18 protein-coding genes are annotated in these 21266 nt (G+C 52.0%); 6 read left to right on the top strand and 12 right to left on the bottom strand.

From position 1 onward, the window contains the following. Positions 1-17: 17 nt before the first annotated feature. Together PUT07_RS31465 and PUT07_RS31460 are read right to left on the bottom strand one after the other, a co-directional pair. Positions 18-887 carry a carbohydrate ABC transporter permease gene (locus PUT07_RS31465; RefSeq protein ID WP_274472739.1) on the bottom strand — a complete coding sequence of 290 codons (870 nt, stop codon included), beginning with the start codon at positions 885-887 and terminating at the stop codon, positions 18-20. Continuing rightward, positions 887-1771, bottom strand: coding sequence for an ABC transporter permease (locus PUT07_RS31460; RefSeq protein ID WP_274472819.1), 885 nt, complete (start codon positions 1769-1771; stop codon positions 887-889). The genes PUT07_RS31465 and PUT07_RS31460 overlap by 1 nt, the downstream gene beginning before the upstream one ends. A 496-nt stretch (positions 1772-2267) precedes the next feature. Here PUT07_RS31460 and PUT07_RS31455 point away from each other — a divergent pair, with 496 nt between their 5' ends. The 4 genes from PUT07_RS31455 to PUT07_RS31440 all read left to right on the top strand — a co-directional run bounded on the left by PUT07_RS31455 (position 2268) and on the right by PUT07_RS31440 (position 8315). Continuing rightward, complete coding sequence (locus tag PUT07_RS31455) at positions 2268-2585, top strand: ArsR/SmtB family transcription factor (protein WP_274472818.1); 318 nt, start codon at positions 2268-2270, stop codon at positions 2583-2585. Between the two features lie 110 nt (positions 2586-2695). Next, the gene (locus tag PUT07_RS31450) at positions 2696-3808 is read left to right on the top strand and encodes an NADH:flavin oxidoreductase (RefSeq protein WP_274472738.1); all 1113 of its coding nucleotides are present in this window, start codon (positions 2696-2698) and stop codon (positions 3806-3808) included. A gap of 315 nt (positions 3809-4123) precedes the next feature. Then, a complete protein-coding gene (locus tag PUT07_RS31445) occupies positions 4124-6595 on the top strand; it encodes an S-layer homology domain-containing protein (RefSeq protein WP_274472737.1) in 2472 nt (823 codons plus the stop codon). Positions 6596-6749: 154 nt separating this feature from the next. Then, positions 6750-8315 (top strand): GGDEF domain-containing protein, encoded by a 1566-nt coding sequence (locus tag PUT07_RS31440; RefSeq protein ID WP_274472736.1) that lies wholly within the window; start codon positions 6750-6752, stop codon positions 8313-8315. Between the two features lie 90 nt (positions 8316-8405). On the opposite strand, the gene PUT07_RS31435 is transcribed toward PUT07_RS31440, so the two are convergent. From PUT07_RS31435 to PUT07_RS31410, 6 genes are all read right to left on the bottom strand, one after another. Beyond that, positions 8406-10550, bottom strand: a complete 2145-nt coding sequence (locus tag PUT07_RS31435) for an ABC transporter transmembrane domain-containing protein (RefSeq protein ID WP_274472735.1) — start codon at positions 10548-10550, stop codon at positions 8406-8408. A 158-nt stretch (positions 10551-10708) separates the two neighbouring features. Then, positions 10709-11269: a maltose acetyltransferase domain-containing protein gene (locus PUT07_RS31430; RefSeq protein ID WP_274472817.1), complete on the bottom strand. Its 561-nt coding sequence runs from the start codon at positions 11267-11269 to the stop codon at positions 10709-10711. Positions 11270-11292: 23 nt separating this feature from the next. Continuing rightward, complete coding sequence (locus tag PUT07_RS31425) at positions 11293-11703, bottom strand: GNAT family N-acetyltransferase (RefSeq protein WP_274472734.1); 411 nt, start codon at positions 11701-11703, stop codon at positions 11293-11295. 173 nt (positions 11704-11876) lie between these two features. Beyond that, positions 11877-12668: an SDR family NAD(P)-dependent oxidoreductase gene (locus PUT07_RS31420; protein WP_274472733.1), complete on the bottom strand. Its 792-nt coding sequence runs from the start codon at positions 12666-12668 to the stop codon at positions 11877-11879. A 186-nt stretch (positions 12669-12854) separates the two neighbouring features. Beyond that, positions 12855-13853, bottom strand: coding sequence for an AraC family transcriptional regulator (locus tag PUT07_RS31415; protein ID WP_274472732.1), 999 nt, complete (start codon positions 13851-13853; stop codon positions 12855-12857). Between the two features lie 123 nt (positions 13854-13976). Beyond that, positions 13977-14456 carry a carboxymuconolactone decarboxylase family protein gene (locus PUT07_RS31410; protein ID WP_274472731.1) on the bottom strand — a complete coding sequence of 160 codons (480 nt, stop codon included), beginning with the start codon at positions 14454-14456 and terminating at the stop codon, positions 13977-13979. 405 nt (positions 14457-14861) lie between these two features. Here PUT07_RS31410 and PUT07_RS31405 point away from each other — a divergent pair, with 405 nt between their 5' ends. Continuing rightward, a complete protein-coding gene (locus tag PUT07_RS31405) occupies positions 14862-15020 on the top strand; it encodes a hypothetical protein (protein ID WP_274472730.1) in 159 nt (52 codons plus the stop codon). Between the two features lie 438 nt (positions 15021-15458). Here PUT07_RS31405 and PUT07_RS31400 read toward each other — a convergent pair whose 3' ends face one another. The 4 genes from PUT07_RS31400 to PUT07_RS31385 all read right to left on the bottom strand — a co-directional run bounded on the left by PUT07_RS31400 (position 15459) and on the right by PUT07_RS31385 (position 19380). Continuing rightward, complete coding sequence (locus PUT07_RS31400; RefSeq protein ID WP_274472729.1) at positions 15459-16175, bottom strand: hypothetical protein; 717 nt, start codon at positions 16173-16175, stop codon at positions 15459-15461. Positions 16176-16577: 402 nt separating this feature from the next. Continuing rightward, on the bottom strand, positions 16578-17285 hold the full coding sequence (locus tag PUT07_RS31395) for a DNA alkylation repair protein (protein ID WP_274472728.1): 708 nt from the start codon (positions 17283-17285) through the stop codon (positions 16578-16580). 145 nt (positions 17286-17430) lie between these two features. Further along, on the bottom strand, positions 17431-18723 hold the full coding sequence (gene murA, locus PUT07_RS31390) for a UDP-N-acetylglucosamine 1-carboxyvinyltransferase (RefSeq protein ID WP_274472727.1): 1293 nt from the start codon (positions 18721-18723) through the stop codon (positions 17431-17433). Positions 18724-18741: 18 nt separating this feature from the next. Next, a complete protein-coding gene (locus PUT07_RS31385; RefSeq protein WP_274472726.1) occupies positions 18742-19380 on the bottom strand; it encodes an FHA domain-containing protein in 639 nt (212 codons plus the stop codon). A 302-nt stretch (positions 19381-19682) separates the two neighbouring features. On the opposite strand from PUT07_RS31385, the gene PUT07_RS31380 reads away from it, so the two are divergent. Further along, positions 19683-21128 carry a hypothetical protein gene (locus PUT07_RS31380; protein WP_274472725.1) on the top strand — a complete coding sequence of 482 codons (1446 nt, stop codon included), beginning with the start codon at positions 19683-19685 and terminating at the stop codon, positions 21126-21128. Positions 21129-21266 lie beyond the last annotated feature (138 nt).

Here is a 21266-nt window from a genome sequence, read left to right as displayed (position 1 = left end):
TGATACCCGCTGCTTTGTTACTCCTTCAAGGACCCCAGCATCGAGCCTTTGACAAAGTACTTTTGCAAGTACGGATACACCAGAATGATCGGTACCGTCGCGAATAAAATAGTTGCCGCTTTCAGAGTCGTCGTATTAAAGTCGTAGTCGCCCAGGAACAAATTCACGGCTGCCAGCTCTTCCGGCGACTGCAGATAGGCGCGAAGCTTCATTTGCAGCGGCCATTTGTTCGGATCTCGGATGAACAGGACAGCCCTTTGGAACGTATTCCAATACCCGACCGCATAAAATAGGGAAACCGTCGCCAGCACGGGCTTGGACAGAGGCAGGTAAATCCGGAACAGAATGCCGGCGTCCGTACAGCCGTCGATGCGCGCGGAATCGTCCAGTTCAGCGGGAATCCCCATGAAGAACGTACGAATAATAATCATGTTAAATGTTCCGATCAATCCTGGCAAAATAAGCGACCATAGCGAGTTCATCATGCCCAGCTCCCGAACCGTCAGAAAAAACGGAATCATCGGGGCGTTGAAGATCATTGTAATAATGATGCCGAGCATCATCGGCTTGCGGATCAGGAATTCCTTGCGGGATAACGGGAACGCGGTTAAGACCGAGAACAGCATGCTCAGCAGCGTACCGACAACCGTAATGTAGGCCGTCACCCCGAAGGCGGTCCATAATCCTTTATTTTGCATGATGTGGACCCATGAGGCCCAAGTGAATTCTACGGGAAGCAGGAACACCTGCTTCGAATCGGCCGCGATCGGCGAGCTGAGCGATACGGCCAGCAGATGGATAAGCGGCATCAGCATCGTGGCGGCGGCCGCAACGAGAAACACATAGTTCAACGCTTGAAATACCTTTTCACCGTATGTCTGCTTCATCACCACAACCCCTGTTCTGACTTTCTCGCCATCCGGTTAAAGATCCACAGCAGCACGAAGCCGATGACGGATTGGAACAGCCCGATCGCTGTTGTAACGCTGTACTGGCCTTGAAGAACCCCTGCACGGTAGACGTAGGTCTCAATAATATCGCCTACGGAGTACGTCATTGGCGTCAATAGATTATAAATCTGGTCAAACCCAAGCTCCAGGAAATTGCCGATATGCAGCAGGAACAGCACGAGAATCGTTGGGAACAAGACAGGGAGCGTAATATGAAGCGTCTGCTTCCAACGGTTCGCCCCGTCCATCACGGCCGCCTCATACAAATTCGGATTGATGCCGGCAATTGCGGCGAGGTAGATGATGGTCCCCCAGCCGACCTCTTTCCAAATTCCCGATAGCACGACAATGGTGCGGAAATAGCTCTGCTGCTGCATAAACAAGACCGGCTCGAGACCGAACCATCCGCGTACCATGTTAGCCACGCCTTGATTGGACAACAGCTCGAACACGATGCCGCCTACAACGACCCAGGATAAGAAGTGCGGGAGATAAAACATGCTCTGCACGACCCGTTTGACCAGCATCAGCCTCACTTCATTGAACAGCAGGGCCAGAATGATAGGCGCCGGGAAGCCGAACACAAGCTGATAGGCGGCTATCGTGGCGGTGTTTCTTAATACATGGTAGAAGTCCTGGTAGGTGAAGATGAATTTGAAATTGTCGAACCCTACCCACGAGCTGCCCAAGATTCCCTTGAAGATCTGATAGTTCTGAAAAGCGATCGCACTCCCCATGAGCGGCACGTATTTAAAAATAATGTAGTATAAGAGCCCGGGGATGATCATTAGATACAGAACCCAATGTTTTCGCATATTCATCAGATACCGGTTTTGCGCGGACTTCGAATGTGTCAATTCTCTATCTGCGATCCCGGCCTTCGCTTCTGTATACAGCTTTGCCACTGTCGCAAACCTCCTTCACGTCTAGTACCGCCATCTTACCCGCCGGGGCGCTTGGAATACAATCGTTCAATCCTCTAGGACATGAACCGATCCGCGAATCGGCTGATTCCCTGCAATTCGTAAGTGAACTGGAGGATAGGTTGATGCCCCGAACACCGATTCTGCCTGGGATTTGCACATAGCCTGCATATAGGCGGCCGGTATATAAGATTATCTTGCATAGAGGAATTGTTGATGTTTTGGAGCATTTGTTTATTCGAATTAATGAACCATTTTCATGTGAATCGCGCTCATTTGGCCATCCCGTTTGAACCAACAAGAATCCGGTTATCCTATTTCTCAGGTGCCGGACTTTTGGTATACTGGGAACAAACCAACTAGAAATGGGTGTCGAGTGTTGAAAAATGAAGATATGCTTGCGGTGCTGAAGGCTCTCTCGAATGAGACTCGTCTCAACATCCTGTGCTGGCTGCGGGAGCCGGAGAAGCTGAACATGAAGCTGCCGAACGTTATCAAAGAGGAGTTCTCCGGCGGTGTCTGTGTGGGAAGCATTCAGGAAAAGTCCGGCCTGGCGCAGTCGGTCATCTCCTCGTACCTCTCTTCCATGCAGAAAGCCGGATTGCTGGAGTCCCGTCGCTATGGTCAATGGACCTATTACAGGCGCAACGAAGAAGCGATCGCCGCCTTCTTGGAGAACTTCGCCGCGGGGCTGCAGGCCAAAAAGGACTAAGGATGTTTCCACGGTCTGATCTGTAGTGCTTGCATTTCACCAAGTTAATCTATATATTTGTATATACAGATTAATAAATAACCTTTTCATTTATAGGAGGAGAGAATATCATGACCCTATCCCAAACATCCAAGGCTTTGTTCAAGCCTTTTGAAGGCGGCCGTCTGCAGCTCGACAACCGTGTTGTCATGGCGCCGATGACCCGCTCCTTTTCGCCGAATGGCGTTCCAGGTCCGAACGTAGCCGGATATTACCGCCGGAGGGCGGAGAATGCCGTCGGCCTCATCATCACGGAAGGAACCGTTATTAACCATCCGGCTGCCGCCGCCGATCATGGCGTGCCGCACTTTTACGGGGAGGAAGCTCTGGAAGGCTGGGCGCGCGTCGTCCGGGAAGTGCACGCAGCCGGCGGCAAAATCGCTCCGCAAATCTGGCACGTCGGTACGGCCCGCTCGAGGGAGAAATTCCCGGATTCGAATGCCGCTCCGATCGGGCCGTCGGGTCTGAGCCTGACCGGCGAACAGGTATCCGAGCCGCTGACCGTCGAGGAGATTCGCGGTCTCATACAGGCGTATGCCCAAGCAGCGGCCGATGCGAAGCGTATCGGATTCGATGCGGTGGAGATTCACGGTGCGCACGGTTACCTCATCGACCAGTTTTTCTGGGACGTGACCAACAAGCGGACGGATGCCTATGGCGGCGACTTCGTTGGCCGCACCCGCTTCGCGGTCGAGGTTATCGAAGCGGTAAGAGCCGCGGTCGGTCCCGACTTCCCTATTATTTTCCGCTTCTCCCAATGGAAGCCGGTCGATTACAGCGCGAAGCTGGCCGCGAATCCGGAGGAGCTGGAGCGCTTCCTCGCCCCGTTGTCCGCGGCAGGCGTCGATATCTTCCACGCCTCCACGCGGCGCTTCTGGGAGCCTGAGTTCGAGGGTTCCGACCTCAACCTGGCGGGCTGGACGCGCAAGCTGACCGGGAAGCCGGCGATTACCGTCGGCTCGGTGGGGCTGGACTCGGATTTCACCTCCTTGTTCTCGGAAGGCAAGGGCGGGCAGGCAGCCGGTCTCGATAGCCTGATCGAGCGTCTGGAGCGCGGCGAATTCGATCTCGTCGCCGTCGGCCGCGCGCTGTTGACCGATCCGGCCTGGGCGGTCAAAATTCGCGATGAGCGCACCGACGAGCTGCAGCCTTTCACCCGGGAGGCGCTGGGCACGCTGAGCTGATTCACGCGGAATCCCGGATTCTCAGCCGGCCGGGGTACATGCAATCATAAGCAGATGACGTCAGCACTTGCTGATGCATCCCTTCGAAGGGCAGCCATCCGGCTGCCCTTTTCTGCTGTTCGTACAAAAGGTCGATTCAGCCTAATATTTTGATTGAAAGCGCTTATATTCCCTTCCGCATCTATCCCTATAATCGTTACGTGAGCTAGAAAGCTGCAACTGAAAGGGGCGGATAAGGCACTCAATCCATCATGCTTGGTCAGGTTGATCGTTAGGCAATGGAAATGAAAATATGGGATAAGAAGGTGTACGTGAATGAAGTGGCTATCCTTATTACTGCCTATGGTCCTCATTAGCTTAACTTTAATCCCGGTTGTTCATGCGGAGAATGCTGCCGTTCATGTTAACCGAGCTTCTACGGAGCAACAAGCCGAGAAATTTAAAGATTTGATAGATTTGCCGCAGGAAACGAAAGCCAAATTGGATTCGTTGATTCAGGACGGTGTATTCAACGGAGTTTCGGACGATAGGTTCGGATTGAACGATAAAATGAACCGCGCGCAGTTCGCCAAGGTTGCCGCCATCATCTTCGCCCTGCCGGTCAATCTGTCGGCTGCCGCATCGTCCTTTGCCGATGTCCGCTCCGACGACCCGGCTAACGGCTACGCCCTCCCCTACATCGAAGCGTTACTTGCGGCCGGACTTACGAATGGCGTCGACGAAGAAGGCAAGCTGTACAATCCGGCAGGGCAAGTCACCCGGCAAGAGCTGGCAGCGTTCTTGATCCGCGGGCTGAAGTGGAAGGATGCCGGTGTTGCGCCGATTGCGGACAGTACGGTGGATGCCTGGGCACAAGGCTATGTCGCGCTGGCGCTTCAGAATAAGCTCATGACGAACGTAGCCGTGGGGAGCTTCGGCGGCACAGCCCCCTCCACCCGGAAGACGCTTGCTCTCGCCGGCTTCGCAGCCAGACAGGCTTATCAGAGCAAGGCGAGTCCTGTCTCCGGCAGTCCCGCCGCAGCCGAGAGCCTGCCCGCGGGTATTACGGTGCTGCCCACTAAGATTGAACTCGATAATGCCGTTAAGCTGAGCGCAGGAGATGCTTATTATGATGCGGACGGGCATATCTCGACAACGGGGCAGCCGCCGGTGATCGGTCTGAAAGTGACGGGGCCGGACAATTACGAATTTACCCTGAGTCAGATTGAAACTCTCTACAGCAGCGGTTATATCGATATATCCGCCGCGGGCGGCATCGTTCTCGATCAGCCGGCCGTCGGTCAAAGCTATGCGGGACTTGGCAAAATTGTCGTCAAAGAAGTGACTGCGGAGGGCGACGCCTCGATCACGGCCAGCCTTACGCATGTGGGCGATGCCACGGCGAGCCGGACGCTTACCGTAGCGCCTATGCGCATTCCTGCGAGCGTTGAGGTGAATGCCAAAGAGATGGTCGTGCTCGCCGAGAATGAACAGCCGCAAGGCCTCGCTTTTACAATCAAAGACCAATATGGCCAAGCATTCCGTGCGGCTTCTTCCCAGGATCCCAACCGTTATCTGATAGCCTATAAACTGGAGAGAATATCCGGCGAACCCGGTCTGCAAAGCGCCGGGGAGTTCTTCGAGTCGCCATGGAGCGATGGCGCCGATCGCAGCGTCCTGACTTGGCAGCTGCCAGTAGACAAAAGCGGCGATTTGTATAAATTTATGTTCAAGTCCCTTCAGAAGCCGGTAGGCCCGGAGGGCTCCCATTATCAACTTACAGCTTCTGTCGTCAAGCAAGACACCGCTGAATCGATAGCCTCGGCGACGTCTTCCTTAGAGATTTACAACTGGAAGGATTATGACCCTTTCATGAAATACGAGCTGGATATGCTCGATGATCATTTTGCGGCAGGCCAATATTTATTCGAACGCCATTCACTAGGCTCTCCGGATGATGTCGCCGCGCTGAATGCCAAATATCCTTATTACGGGAAAGAAATTAACATTATCGCTTCCGATGACAAAAACCGGAGAATCGATATCACCAAGGTATTCAAAGACAAAGCCGGCAAGCCGATTTCCGTCGTGCAGCAAGTATCCCCCGATACGAAAGATGCGATTCTGGCCGCCCCAAGCGTGAATACGTCCGGCATTCCGGTGTACAAGGCGTACGGCATCCAGCCGACGGAGCTATTCAACGTAGACGTAACGTTCTATACGCCAAGCGGATTGAAAACATTAACCAAATACCAGGTGACCGTTGACGGCGGCGTGCCTGTCGCGAAAGCGGTGGCGCTCAAAAATACGGCGCTGCAATTCAATTTAAACACCGTATATACAATCGTCAAATCAGACGGTACATCCGAACAAATCAGAGGCTCCGACTATCTCGCAAGCAACCCTTATGTATGGGAGTTTCTCAAATTCAGCGACAATCTTGGGCAGAGTGTGAAATACGAAAGCGGCTTCTTCAAATATTTCGTTCAGTCCACCGATCAATTCGGCTACAAATACCAGAACACCAGCGATGGCGGCATCACGGATTTCGTGGATAACCTCGATCTGCTGAAGGTCCAAGTGGCCATTGATACGGATAACAAATATCCGCCTAAGTGGAGCGTGAAAGACGCGACCTTACAGGATAAAATCTGGATTGACGACAAGTACAGGCTGCATTATGAGCCTGCTGCCCGCAAAGCCGACGGCTCCTTCGACTATTCGAAGAAAACGTTGCAAAGCTTCAGCATCGAGCTCATCACACCCTCGCAACAACGGTCGTGGTGCAACGTTACATTAGGCTATTAAGAAAAATAGACCTGCCAATGACGCCCTCTCCCATACCGGAAGGGCGTCTTTCCTTGCTCGAACGCCTATCTTTTTCAGCCGGTTTTTATTGCGTCGGCGGTAACGTTCATGCTACTGTGAGATGGACTCAATTAACACAAAAGGGTATGGCGATATGAACGAACTTTTCATGGATTTCTTAGCGATTCTGCTCCCTACTTATTTCTTTTTCTATATGGCCGTCACATTAATACATCGAAATATGAAAAGTATGCTGAACCGGATTGCTGCCGTACTCATGCTGGCTTTTCAATTTTATTTCCTAGGGGAATATATCAAAACGTCGCTGCTGCCCCAGTATCAAATGCAGATCGTCCTTTATGGGAATAGCCCGATGCTTCTGTTAGTCATCTGCTGCTTGGTCCACCTCAGCATGCTCATCGGCGGCCCCGCTGCATCGCCCTTGAAGCGATGGCTGCCTCTCGTTTACGCCGCACCCTACACGTTGTGGATGATTTTTCTGATTACCAAGGATCATCGGGTATTATACAATGCCGCCGTGACGGATGGGCGAAGTCCGCTCGATCCGCTCTTTCTGCTGCTTACCGTTCTCTTCGTGGCGGGCTATATCCTGATTTCGGTTGTGATCCTCGCCGTTTCCTGGTACCGGGTTCGCGAACCAAAGCATAGGACCATTCTTCGTTCCTTGCTGCTCAGTTTATTTATGCTTTTTGCCTGGTTTGTCCTGGTCACCTTTCTCCTGCAATCGAAGCTAACCACTTCGCGGAATGCGATGATCTTATTTTTCATCGGTTATTTATTCTGGGGAATTATACTTCGCCATTTGATTGGCAAATATGACATTATGCCGGATTACCGCAAGCTGTTTCACATTCTTTTCCAATCGGCTCCTACAGCCATTCTGCTTCTGGACCCTAAAGGGACCGTTAAGGAAATGAATCCAAGAGCCACACAGTGGCTGGAAGGAATCCCTGCCCCCGACATCGTGAGTTATATCCAGTTCGAAGACAGACTGAGTCTGGCCGACAGGTTGGCACGGGTTGAACGGGAGAATGAAGCTCAATGGGAAGCTCGAATGGTTAATCCGAATAAAGGCGATATGGATCTGATCATCGGCCTTGAATTGCTGGAAGAGACCGATGAGAAACTGTTCGTCATGCACCTGACCGACGTTACTTCGCTGAAGGATACGGAACGCAAACTTCTGGAGTCCGAGCAGCGCTACAAATATTTGGCCCATCATGACTCACTGACAAATTTATACAATCGCGCGGCCCTTCAGGAGCAATTGCTGCAAAAAATAGCGCATCGCGAATCTTTTGCCCTCATCATGATCGACTTGGATCAGTTCAAACCGATTAACGATACATACGGACATTTCGTTGGAGATCTTTATCTGAAGCATATTGCTCATCGTTTGGAAAATAGCTCCCGGCCCGATGATCGGATAGGACGTATTGGCGGGGACGAATTCGTATGGGTCATTTCATCTGCGGAAGATAGTGAATTAGACACCATGATCCATAGAGGGTTGTCCCTCCTGGATAAAATTCCCTTCCGGCATGAGGGGATTGAAATTCCGATTTCGTTCAGTGCCGGCTTCAGTCTGTCCCCTAGAGACGGTACGGACCTTGACACCTTAATGAAGATCGCAGATGAGGCTATGTACAAAATGAAACGCGCCAGAAAGCAGCTGCCTGCTCCGGCACCCTGGAATTGAGCAAATCGAAAATCCCCAGAACAACTTGTTCCTGGGGATCTTCTGCTGCCCGTATCTTCGCGGAAACGGTCACATCATGGGTTGCACGTTTCACATCCGCTGTTCCAGCGTTCGTTCCAGACTTGCAAGGACTTGCGGATAACCCTCGATCAATTGACGGAACGTCTCCCGCCTCGCCGACAGCAGCACCGATCGCCTCGTTGCGCGTATAGTAGCGGTTCGGGGAATTCCCCTCAGCAAGGCGATTTCGCCGAAATGATCCCCGTCCTGCAAGGTGGCGACCCGAGCCTCTCCGCCGCCTGGCGTACGCTTAAGAACTTCGACCTGACCGCGCACAATAATATAAAACTTATTCCCTTCGTCTCCCTCACGGACGACGAGGTCATTCGCTTGAAAGACCTCCGTTGCGAACAAGCCCGCAATATGATGCAGCAACGACGTATCGATCCCTTCGAAGAACGAGATGCGCGACAGCCGTTCCGCTTCCACCTCGGCATGCAGTCCGTCATCCGACAGTCGGAAGCCGTGCTGCTTCTCCCACAGCTTGCTATACAGCCCTTTGAGCTGCAGAAGCTCATCGTGCGTCCCCGATTCCACGACGCGGCCTCTGTCAAAGACATGAATACAATCGGCGTCGACGACGGAATCCAGCCGATGCGTGACGGATACGATCGTCCGATCCGGCCGGAGCCGCTGAACCAATGCATGGATCTCCGCTTCGGAAGCCGGGTCGAGCGCGGCTGTGATTTCGTCGAGCAGCAGCAGCTTCGGGCTCCGCAGAAGCGCTCGGGCGATCGATAACCGCTGCCGCTCCCCGCCGGACAAGGAAGCTCCGTTCCCGTGAATCGCCGCATCGTACCCGTTCGGCCAGCGGAGGATGACATCGTGAATGTTCGCTTGCGCCGCGGCTTCTCCGATCTCTTCTTCCGTCAGTCCGGTTCGATCCAGGACCAGGTTGTCCCGAACCGTTCCGTGGAAGAAGAACGCGTCCTGGGACACAAGCGCCGTCGCGCCGCGGAATGACGCTTCATCGATCTCGAACAGATCGATGTCGTTCAGCGTTACAGCGCCTTCCTTAGGCTTGTAGAAGCGAGCAAGCAGCTGCAAGGCCGTGCTCTTCCCGGAGCCGCTCGGCCCTACGAACGCGGCGTAGGTCCCTCCCGGGATCGTGACCGTAACGTCATGCAGCTGCAGCGCGTCCTCCCCGTAACCGAAGGAAACGCTGTCTAAGCGGAGACGCTGCAGAACCGCCGGCATCCCCTTCGGCTGAACCGGTTCGTCGAGCACCGGCTCGTCGAACACTTCGCGAACCCGCCGGTAGCTTACGCCCGATTCGATAATAGCCGGGATGATCGTAGAAAGATTGGTGGCCGATTGCCCGACGTTCAGAAACAGCGTGAAGAAAGCCATGAAGCCGCCGACGCTCAGCTCGTCTTGGAAGATGAGAGACCCGCCGTAACCGATCATAATCCCGTTCAATAGCAGCAGTACCGTTAACGGTACGCGTTCCATCAGCGCGTTCACACTCTGCAGCTTCACTCCGAACGTAAACAGTTCGTTGATTTGCTCGCGGGCTTTCTCTTGGAAACGGCGCTCTTGATGCAATCCCCTTATCGTTCTATGACCTTTCAACGTTTCGTCGATCGTGTTCGCGAAGCGCTCCTGCGCTTCCTTGTACGACAGATTGGCGTTCTCCGCACGGCGCGCGAGCAATCGCGGACTTAGGAACATCAGCGCGGAAGCGGCAAGCACGGCAACGGTCAGCTTCCACTCAAGCGAGAAAAGCAGCACTAATCCGATAGCTACGCTGAAGGTCTCCCTGAGAAAGTAAGGGCTCAACAGGCGAACGGTCCGCTCCACGGCATGCAGATCGTCTGCGAATCGGGTCATCAGATCGCCGATGCGGTACCGCTGGTAGAACGATAGCGGCAGACGCTGAATATGGGTATACAAGTCGACCCGAAGCTTGCGAACGATGCTCGCGCTCAGCCGGCCGATCGCGTAATCCCCCGCCAAATTGGCGCAAACATTGAGAGCTCCTCCTATGATTAATAACGTTAAGATTAGTACGAACATATGCACATTCTTTTGCAAAAAAGCGCCGTCCACCATAAATTTCAAACTGAGCGGAGCTGCGACTGTGTAAGCCGCCTCTGTCAGAACGCCCGCCAGGAATACGCCGCCAAGAAGCTTGTACGACGCTGCCAGTCGAAACATTTCTCGTATAAAATGCAAAATCAGCGCCCCCGTATCCAACCAATTGGCAAACTCTGTAGTATTTACTTTACCATACTAATAATCTATCATCTAAACAAATTTTTCTCCCCGTCCGTTGACATGCGAATAAGACCGCCGATGGGTCGTCCGGCAGTCTAAGGAAGTCGTACAATCGATTAAAACTCGATGTTTTTCAATACTTTTGCAGGATTGCCTCCTACGACAACATTGGCAGGGATATCTTTCGTCACAATGGCCCCGGATGCTATAACCACATTATCGCCAATGGTAACTCCCGGGTTAATGACCGCCCTGCCTCCTATCCACACCTGATTGCCGATCGTCACAGGCTTCCCGAATTCTGCCCCGGAGGCTCGTTCCAACGGATTCAGCGGATGAGTGGCTGTATATATATGAACGCCTGGAGCCAATAAACAATTTTCACCGATACGAACTTCACATACATCCAGAATCACACAGTCGAAATTGGCGTAAAAGTTGTTGCCTACATGAATGTTGTAGCCGTAATCGCAGCGGAACGTCGGTTCCACATACAGGCTCGGGCCGGTTGAACCAAAAAGCTGTTTGAGCAGCTCTACACGTCTCTCATATTCCGTTTCCAGCGTTTCATTCAATAAGCGCGTCCATTTCCGGGCATTTTCACGATCCTTCGTTAATTGCGGGTCGGACGCCTGATAGAGCTCTCCGGCTAACATTTTCTCTTTCTCGGTTCTCAGATCCATGTGCAGCTCCTTCCTGTCTATTCAACTTTTTTGATTAAAATGATTTCCAATGGCTCATTCTCGAGCAAGAGACACCCGGAGTCGCGATAGCCTAATTTTCTGTAGAAGTGCTGCGCTTCCTCATTGGCCAGGGTAGAGGTCATCACCCGTTCAACCCCCTTCTCTTTCATCGCACGTTCCCAAAAAAGGACGGCTTGTTTCCCCATCCCTTGGCGCCTATAGGGTTCATCGATCCAAATCAAATTCATAAACGGCGTGTTATCCCAGAAGTATCCATACCGCAGGAAGCCGATATTCATATCTGCATCGTCACGCAGGAGGTAAATCTCGTTTCCCTTAATTTTATGTAAGATCAGGTCTTTCATAATATGAGGATCATGCTCTTGGATATACGCATAGTCCAAATGACTTGCAGCTACGATTTTCACCTCTAGATCCCTCCTGGTCTTCTCGTTAGCCATCGCGATATCCATATTTTAACACAAAAACGATCCGATACATCCGATTACGCCGGCCTGATCGCCGCAGATTGTGAAAACTTTAGGACCTTAATCTTCAAAAACAGCAGCAGGCCGCCAGTACCGGCAGCCTGCTGCTTATGTTAAATAATGGTAGGTACCATCCCCCCGTCCATACGGATGGCGGAGCCTCGAAATGCAGACGCATAAGGGCTGCATACGAAGGCAACCAGCCTGGCTATTTCGGAAGGCCTGATAAACCGCTGAATTTCCGATTGGGGCAGGTTGGCAGTCATAAATGCTTTCTCTTTCTCGGCAAATGCCCTATCATCAGGAAATAAATGATCGATAATTTGATATACATTCTCGGAAAGCGTCGGTCCCGGCATGATTGCATTGGACGTGACGTCCGTTCCCGCCGTTAATTTAGATAAGCTTTTGGATAGCGAAAGCAACATCGTTTTGGTCACGCTATATTGAGGCATTTGTCCTGAAGGCATAACCGCCTCTTCACTTGCGATAAAAATGATTCGTCCGTCATTGTTCTTCAACATTTCAGGCAAATACCATTTAGATAATCCATTAGCCGCAAGGACATTCGTCCGAATGTATCTTTCCCATACTTCATCGTCAACGTCCTCATAGGACATGATTTCATAAATCCCCATACTGTTAATAAGAATATCGACACGGGGATATTTCCGGCATAACGCTTCTCTTTGCTCCCTATCCACAAGATCCGCGGTTGCATTCTGAGGCAAGGTGGATGGAAACTCCGCCTTCAGCTCAGCTACCGTTCGTTCTACCTCTTCATGATTTCGCCCATTAATGAGAACATGGACCCCTTCCCTGGCAAGTTCGATGGCAATCGCTTTCCCTATCCCTCTTGTCGATCCCGTTACTAAAGCTGTTTTGTTCTTTAATCCCATATCCATACCCGATGTCTCCTTTGCTGTCTTCAAGACTTCTGCGTCCCGAATAGAGATCATATTACTTGGTCTGGATCGTTCAGTAACTAGCGTGCGGCGCCAAATTTCTAGTTCAACACGCCATCATTCATGCCGCCACCTTAAAGAGGGTGTGGGTTGGAGCCGATTCGTTCTACACCAGCGGGTGTGACCTTACGACCTTACGTATGCGGAACGCCAATTGGCAGGAGTATCCCCTTCCCATAGGCGGAAGGCGCGGTAGAAGGAGTTCTGGTCCGTGTAGCCAATTAAGAAAGCCACTTCTTTAAGTTCCAGCTTGGGATCTTTCAAATATTCCAGCGACTGCTCATGCCGGGCCTGTGTCAGCAGCTGCTTGAACGTTGTCCCTTCGTCGGTAAGACGGCGCTGCAAGGTACGATTGCTCATGCCCAGCTCACGAGCCACCGCCCGCATGTCCAGGTGTCCTCCGGACAGGCTGCGCTTCAGTATCCACTTGACCATCTCCGGAACCGGACGGCTGCGATGTTCATCCAACGACTGGTCCAATATGGGCGTCAGAACCTCCAACAACTCTTGGTTGTACGATGTAAAAGGTTGCTCCAGATCTCTTCGATGCAGCGTCAATCGGTTCACGGCTGCTCCGGCCCGGACAGGACACCCGAAGTAAGCCTCAAGTAATTGGATATCGTCCATCGGTTGAATAAATTCCACGGATCGCGCCGTCAACGGCTTGCCCGTCCCCCGCCGGCCAAGCTCCAGAAGGAAAGCCAGCGTGGCACCGGTGAGCACTGGCGGCCCCGCTTGCTCGCTGCGCATCCAAGCCAATTCGATTGTACAACGCTCACCCTCTTCGGTGATACGCAAGCTTTCCGGAGGGCACAGTTGTTTGTACCGCGCCATTCGGTTAAGAGCATCGCGATAGTCACGGGCATGGTACGTCGCCAGGACGGTCGGCGGGTATTGTGTCGTTTCAAACACGTTAACAAGCTTGACGATGCCGATGGCCGTGCCGCCAATTAGGTCGGCATAGGCTTGCCAGATGCTGAAATATTCTTCGGATGTTACCGCGGCTTGTTCGGTGATTAGGGATAGCGGCAGCTGCGCTTTGCGAACTACGTCGTGCGGGGAGATGCCCAAGTGCTGTAAACCCGCCCAAAACCCGTTCGGAAACTTGATACGTTCGAATTTCATGCCGAATGGATCTCCTTATGTATCTTACTAATTGCTCTACTCCAGTCTATACGAAAAGTAAAGTAAATAAAAAGAAGACCCGCAGCAAGGCGGATCTCCTCATTCGATTTATTTCCCGAACGCTTAGCTCAAGCCGGCTTTGTTCAACCCGAATGCTGCGTCGGCAGAGCCCGGTACCGTCTTAAAGGCAACGTTGACTCTATTCCAAGCGTTGATCGCCATGACCGAGAACGTCAGATCCGAGATTTCTTTCTCCGAGAATTGACCGCGAACGCGCTCGTACAATTCGTCCGGCACGCCATGTTCCGGCAGCTTGGTCAAAATCTCGGTCCATGCGAGTGCCGCCCTTTCACGCGGAGAGAACAGCGTCGATTCGCGCCAAATCGAAGTGTGATAGAGGCGAAGCTCGCTCTCGCCATGCATCTTGGCTTGCTTGACGTGCATATCCAGACAGAACCCGCACCCATTCATTTGCGAAGCGCGGATGTGCACAAGGTGAAGAATTTTCTCTTCAATTGCACTTTCCTTCTCGGCGTTGCTGAATTCCATCATCTTTTTGAAAAGCTCCGGGGATTGCTGCATATAATTTAAACGCTGTGTCATGATTAGATTCCTCCAATTTTTAATTAGTTATTATTTCGAAGACACTAATAAGACAAATGGGGTCTTCCATCTGTGACACTTTGGCAGACATTGCTTCTTCACTATTTCGATCATTCGTCTGAATATTGACTTTCGTATGTAGAAGTAGCTTCGAACGGTCTGACTATTGTAAGCAACGGTATCGAGAATTCGAACGATATGCTCGCTATTCGCTGCAATCGTCTGCTTCAGTTGAGAGATGCCCCCTTGCATATAATTGCTATTGTCACGCTTAACCACGTCCACAGAACGAAAATAATTCGTTACCATGATGAGAAGCATCGTAACGACAATTAACGTAGTTAATAAGTTGCAAGAAATTCTACCGAAATTATTCGGGCCTGTCCATGGATTTCAATTAGGTATATGGCTAAGAAATTTCTCGTAGCGGCGATAATTCTGATCCGCCGGGTTACGGCAGCCAGCTTACTGCTCGGCCGCTGCGGCAAGGCTTTGTGCTTACGGCATAGCAGGCATCGCCGTAATTGGTGTATCGCGCTGCCTCGCGAAGCTAACGGACACTAGGAACGTTATTGCCCCGTAAATCGTCTCATCCGGATTCTAGCGGACACCAAGAACCTTATTTGCCGATTTCAAGACAAAATCAGAGCCAAACGGGACAAATAACCGCACTGGTGTCCGTTAGAACCCGCGTCCCGCCCAAACTCGGCAAATAACGGCCACTGTGTCCGTTAGCCACGCCAAAAATCCGCCCTCCAAAATGCCGGAGTGCGGACCATGGCTGCCCGGCTAGGCGGTTGTTGATCTTCCGGTTCGTACCTGCCGCAACCGCGCAGTACAATACAGCCGGCCGGCCGTTCTCGAACAGCAGAGATGGCTTTGCAAACTTATTTTCGGATTACGCCAAGCCCGTCTTTCGAGACTTCTCCCCCATCAAAAAAGGAACAGCTGCCCTATGGCAAACTGTTCCTTCTTCTCTTTCAAAATCATATATCCGCTAACTTAATACCGTGTTGAATACCAGTCCAGCACACGCAGGGTGCGAAGAGTGTTCCAGCGGCTAGGCTCGCCTTCCGCACCCTCCATGTCGAAGTGCACTCGGTCGGGATGAACGTTCTCCAGCGGCCACATCCCGTTATGATCTTGTTTCTTCGCCACCAGACCGACGGCCTCGGCAACCCGTTCATCGGGTTCGACACCTGCGCTGCGCAAGTAATCCAACCCTCGGAGCACGTCGTAATGCCACGTAGTCGGGAACGAGAACCGCGTCCAGTCGGGATCGATGACTTCACCGGATGACAGGGACCTCAGCATACGACGCTCCAGCATATATGCCTGTGCCCGGGCGCGGGCTTCGGTGACAGCAGCCGTTGCGCCCTTCGCCTTCTCGTACTCCAATAGTCCCTCCAAAATACAAATGGTGCTGTGGAACGAGGAACGCCGGCTTTGAGGAGCGTCGCAATTCCAGCCTCCGTCCTCCAACTGCTCGCTGAGGAGCCGGTCGACCAACCGGTCACTTGCCTCTCCGAAGTACGCACCCACACCAAGGATCCACCCATTCACGCAAGGCTCAGTCTCGCCGTCGAAGTATGGCAGACCGCCCATTTGCTGCGGCCAGGTGATATGCTCGCGCACAAGGCCGATGGATCTGCGGGCTTCCTCACCCGACGGGTCGAGGCCCAAATCCTTCAAGAGCAGCAAGGTGTAGCTTGTGCACAACCAGTTGCGTGCGTCGGCGTCACCGCCCCAGTTGCCCTTGGGGGATTGCAGGTCAAGGACCCGTGCGCCCCAGCCCTCCGAGGCAACCCGGGACCTCTCTGCAGCAACAACGTCATCGGGCTCCTTGGTCAGATCACGCATCACTTGCCAACGAATCGCAGGGTCCCCGTCAAGCAGCCACGCGATGACCGATTGCTTCGGCTCGGTGATCGGCCATTCGGAATCTTTGGCAGTCATCTCATTTCATCCTTCCTTAGGTTAAGTTTCTGCTCTGCATCCTCTCCAGCAGTTTTCGACTGCCGGTAAATATTTACATGTAGATATTCGCGAATTGATTATGTTCTCCTGCTCTTTAAGAGAAGCCACATGTAAGCACTCCCCCTGATTCTGCCAAGTTATCCGTTAACACCTGACATGCTTGCGCTTGAAACCAAGCTTTCCTCTCGCTTCTGCCTTTTGAATATTTTCCAAAGCGTTAAGAAACTTGCTTTTTCCCTTGTCATTTATGACTTCTATCGGGCATACGGCCTTAGCCGTTGCGACCGCCTGATCATGAAGCGGCGAATAGGACGTCGCCACCGTGTATATAAAATTATTCATGGCATATTTCGTACGCTCAGGAGCATCGCGAATCGTATTTTCCACTTGTTCTAGCATCTTGGCGAGCTTGCTTTCAGCGAATTCACTGTCCGGCCGGCTGCCCAAGAGCCAGCAATAACAACTCCAGCCTGCCGACATTCTCAAATCTTCACCGCTTCCAATCCACTTATCAGCAACATCCTGAGCAATGTCCGCTTCGGACAAAGTGACAGCCACTACATAATCGGACAACATGTAGAAATACGCTGCATCCATCCAACGATCATAATCCGCCTCCGTCATGACATTCGGTTCTGCAATGATGCCGGCGAAGTACATGGCGTCGTAATTGCCTGTGGCATATAACTGCTCCGCCAAAGATTGATTGAGCTTGGTTTTCTTGAGAATCGGCTTCATCTCGCCCGTCGCAACGCCAAATAACGGCTCTCTCGCGCCATTGGATATGTACATTTTCTTGAGCCGTTCTTTGCCAAGGGCTTCAAGCTCCTGCATAACCATTTCAAGATCCATACTGTAACACTCCTTCTGCGGGTTGTTTACGCCCTTATTTTACCATATATTCATCCCGTTAGTGGTACAACCAGAGCTGGAAGTCCCCAGTTAACCAAACGAAAAAACACCGCCAACTTCAAGACGGTGTTCATATTTTGAAACATCAATAAGATTCACGAATCTGACTTGGATGCGCCTGTGCGTCCAACTCGCGCATCGATAGCTTGGCCCCTATCGATCTGAAGCTGCCGATAACGTCTTCGTAGCCGCGCTCGAGGTGCTCGACACCTGTTATACACGTGCTGCCCTCAGCCGCTAAACCGGCCATCAGCAAGCAAGTGCCTGCACGCACATCAGTAGCATGCACCCAGCCGCCTTGCAAGGGCCGTCCTCCGCTGATCAACGCGCTGTCCTGCCGCAGCTCGATCTCTGCACCAAGCCGCCGCAGCTGCGGAACGTGAGCGTACCGCTTGGGGTAGACACGATCGGTAACGATGCTCTTGCCCTTCGCTTGCAGGAGGAGCGCAGTCATGGGCTGCTGCAAATCGGTGGCGAAGCTCGGATACATGCCTGTGCGGATACGCGTCGCTTTCAGCGAATTCGCCCCATAAGCCGTAATGTGGCTCTCGCCGCATTCCAAATGCATCCCTATTTCCTCCATCTTGGCCAGACATGAGCCCAGATGCTCGGGGATGACGTCCATGACGGTAACCTGCCCCCCGTGGAGCCCGGCCGCCATCAGAAAGGCACCGGCAATCAGCCTGTCGGGAATCACCGTGTGCGTTCCACCGTTCAGATAGGAGACGCCTTCAATTCGAATAAAATCCGTACCTGCCCCGTAGATTCGCGCACCCAACTGGTTCAGGAAGTTTGCCGTATCGCACACTTCCGGATCTACAGCTGCGTTGTACAGTTGTGTCCGTCCTTTGGCCAGCACAGCCGCCAGCATCGCATTAATCGTCGCGCCGGAAGTAATGGTGTCGAAATAAATGTCCGCCCCCTTCAGCTCAGCAGCCTCAACTTCGTAATAATCTTCGAAGAGACGCACCTGCGCTCCTAGCGCTTTGAATACCTTGATATGCTGATCAATCGGTCTTGAGACGAAATCGTCACCGCCAGGCAATCCGATCGTCACTTTGCCGAATTTGGACAGTAACGCACCTGCGAAATAATAAGACGCCCGGTAGCTCGAAGCTTTGCCTGGATCGATCACGGAGCTATGAATCCATCGCGGGTCAATGATGACTTGCCGGCCTTCCTGTCTAAGCTTTATCCCGATATCCCGGCCGATATCGGCGATAATGCGGACATCGTCTATACGGGGAATCCCCTCTAAAGTTACGATACTGTCCGCCAGACAAGCGGCGGCAAGTAAAGCAAGGGAGCTATTCTTCGCTCCCGGTATATGTACCGTTCCGTTCAGGGGACCTGAGAACTCAGCCTGTATATACTTCATGAAGTGTCCCTACTTTCGTTATGACGATTTCAATTCCGTTTCGAGCATATAGCCGCTGCCTCGCACTGCACTAATCAGAAAGGTAGCTTTGCCGTACTTTTTGCGTACCCGGTAGATCAAGGCATTCAGCTCGTCCAACGTCACATCGGAGAAGCCTTCTGCTCCCGTTGACCTTTCCGGCCATACGCTGGATTTAATTTCCTCGAGCGGAACGAGCCGGTTGGCATTCTCATGCAGCACACGAATCAGTAAATATTCTTTCTCTGACATGAGGATTCGCCTGCCTTCGACGATACATTCTCTTCTTTCCCAATGAATCGTGAGTGGCAGTTCCGGAATTTCTAGCATCCTGGTGACGCTAAGCGGTTCGATTTCTAGAGTCTGATCGGCGAACGTATATGAAAAGTGGATGACGGTCATCCCTTTTGAGAGCTTAATGATATCAAAATTTTTCAACGTATATGGGGTGTGCGGCGTTAACAGTACGCCATTGATCTCCGTTCCGTGCCGGCTTCCTAAATCATATAGCACCGCCACGTCTTGTTCTTTGCGGATGACGAGATGCTCCCGGGAAATAAAAGCGTTCGTTAAGGCCAAGTCCGGAGTAAACTGATTGGATACCCGGCCGACCCGCGTTTCATCTTCACTGAGATTCACGATGGTGCCCGGTCGATAGGGTTCACCACGTACGATGTATAAGCATGCAAAGTTTTCCAGTATTCTCCCCTCCATTCGCTGAAACAGCTTTCCCCCTTCTAATGGGATAACCCCAGTCATCATCGTACCCCAAACGCAGGCTGATTAAAACCCCTTGACACTGACGTCTCGCTCACATTTCGGTAACATCGGGAACCGGAAAGCATGCATGCAGTTCCCAAATTCATGCAACTTTACCACCGGCTTGACGTCTATTTATGTGAAATACGCGGTTTTCAATTTATAGGAAATGAGTTGATCGCTTGCTATTATCCGTTCGAAAAATTGCACTTAGCTGTGCGGCCATTGTGCTGCTTGCGTGTGCAGCGCTGCCCGTTCAAGCCACGGCCGGTACCTCGATCCGTGCATCCATTCCGAAGTTTCCTATTACACTTAACAACACTTCATTGGACCAGGCCTACAGTGAGTACCCATTTTTACTTTACAAAGACATTACCTACATGCCTATGACGTGGAACAATCTTCAATCGCTGAATATTGAGTATCAGTGGAGCGATGATGCGGGGCTGATTTTATGGCCAAATCGTAATTATCCGCCTCCTATACGGACGTCTCGGGCCGAGCAGGATCTGAGCAAAACGCGTAACAGTACATCGTACTCCGTTCAATTGGCAAGTTTCCCGATTCAATTCGGGGAAAAGAAAATCGAGAATGCGGAAGAGCCTTATCCGTTCTTAACATTCCGGGACATCACCTACATCCCGCTTACATGGCAATTCGCCCATGATTTATTGCGACTCGATCTTGTTTGGAATGAACAAACGGGGCTTGGCATCATTGGCGGTCAGAATGTCATGCAGGGACTCATCGGCGACGATGATCAAGCCTTGTATTTTTATTCTTTGCTGGGTGCGGATGACGAGAAGGCGATGGTGAAAATCGACAAGTCCACTCATCAAGCCGAGCTGCAAAACCGCAAAGCGCTGGAGGCGTTCACCAACCGACTCATCGATTCCAAGCACCCTATGGGCGGGAAACCCGTGGAGTTGACGCGCAAAGGCCGCGATTTATATGATGGTAACCTGAAGATCTACACACTGACGGACTCCGATGTATGGGAAGCAGCTGACTGGGGTCCGCCGGTACATTCCTATACGAGGTTCGAGGCGGCGAATAACGCATATATTCTCTCTATCAATCTAAGACTTCCAATCCCTGTGATCGGTCCGAACTATGGAACTACCTACAACTTCTTGGTCCGCGACGGCAAGGTGACGCAGCTCGCTGATTTGAGTCAAAGGCTGGACCGGGTCATACCGAATCCAGACGGGACGACGTGGATCGCATCGGCCTTGCTGCCAGGCCGCAATGGCATGATCTCCGGCACGGCGCGGCTAGCTTTACTGGATCGGGAGGGAAATGTTCACGACGTAAACGACCTGCTTGGTGAGCTGGACGTTCAGGTGCTGGGCATAACGAACCCGCTGCTTGCAGATCCTTCCGTCGGGGAAGGCAAGTTGTACGTCGTGATGAACGGTATAAATTCAAAAGATTTCTCACCGAACGAGCAAAGCGGGCTGTACACCATGACAACCGAACTAAAAATGGAGCGTGTATCCGAGCTTGCGGAAGGCCTCTATTACATGGATAAAACACACAAAATTTACATTATTCGGGCAAATAACACGATCGTTGACCAAGCGAAGGATGAAGTTTGGCGTTGGTTTGATGCAGATTTGGATCAATAACATGAGGTGCCGGGGCAATTCGGTGCGGGTACAAGTGGATTGTACAATAAAAAAGCCATAGGAGCTCCCTTCCTGGGAATCTTATGGCTTTTATTGTTTGCTGATTTTCAGTACTTTATAACTTGTTCGCACGCGTAC

The organism is Paenibacillus sp. MAHUQ-63 (genome assembly GCF_028765165.1).
Classification (GTDB): domain Bacteria; phylum Bacillota; class Bacilli; order Paenibacillales; family NBRC-103111; genus Paenibacillus_E.
This window is presented reverse-complemented; position numbering and strand designations above follow the sequence as displayed.

Coding starts and splice junctions, on each gene's coding strand:
- PUT07_RS31445 (WP_274472737.1), top strand. CDS start 4,124: ATGAAGTGGCTATCCTTATTACTGCCTATGGTCCTCATTAGCTTAACT.
- PUT07_RS31460 (WP_274472819.1), bottom strand. CDS start 1,771: ATGAATATGCGAAAACATTGGGTTCTGTATCTAATGATCATCCCCGGG.
- PUT07_RS31450 (WP_274472738.1), top strand. CDS start 2,696: ATGACCCTATCCCAAACATCCAAGGCTTTGTTCAAGCCTTTTGAAGGC.
- PUT07_RS31415 (WP_274472732.1), bottom strand. CDS start 13,853: ATGAAATTCGAACGTATCAAGTTTCCGAACGGGTTTTGGGCGGGTTTA.
- PUT07_RS31420 (WP_274472733.1), bottom strand. CDS start 12,668: ATGGATATGGGATTAAAGAACAAAACAGCTTTAGTAACGGGATCGACA.
- PUT07_RS31395 (WP_274472728.1), bottom strand. CDS start 17,285: ATGGATCTTGAAATGGTTATGCAGGAGCTTGAAGCCCTTGGCAAAGAA.
- PUT07_RS31440 (WP_274472736.1), top strand. CDS start 6,750: ATGAACGAACTTTTCATGGATTTCTTAGCGATTCTGCTCCCTACTTAT.
- PUT07_RS31465 (WP_274472739.1), bottom strand. CDS start 887: ATGAAGCAGACATACGGTGAAAAGGTATTTCAAGCGTTGAACTATGTG.
- murA (WP_274472727.1), bottom strand. CDS start 18,723: ATGAAGTATATACAGGCTGAGTTCTCAGGTCCCCTGAACGGAACGGTA.
- PUT07_RS31455 (WP_274472818.1), top strand. CDS start 2,268: ATGCTTGCGGTGCTGAAGGCTCTCTCGAATGAGACTCGTCTCAACATC.
- PUT07_RS31410 (WP_274472731.1), bottom strand. CDS start 14,456: ATGACACAGCGTTTAAATTATATGCAGCAATCCCCGGAGCTTTTCAAA.
- PUT07_RS31405 (WP_274472730.1), top strand. CDS start 14,862: ATGGCTAAGAAATTTCTCGTAGCGGCGATAATTCTGATCCGCCGGGTT.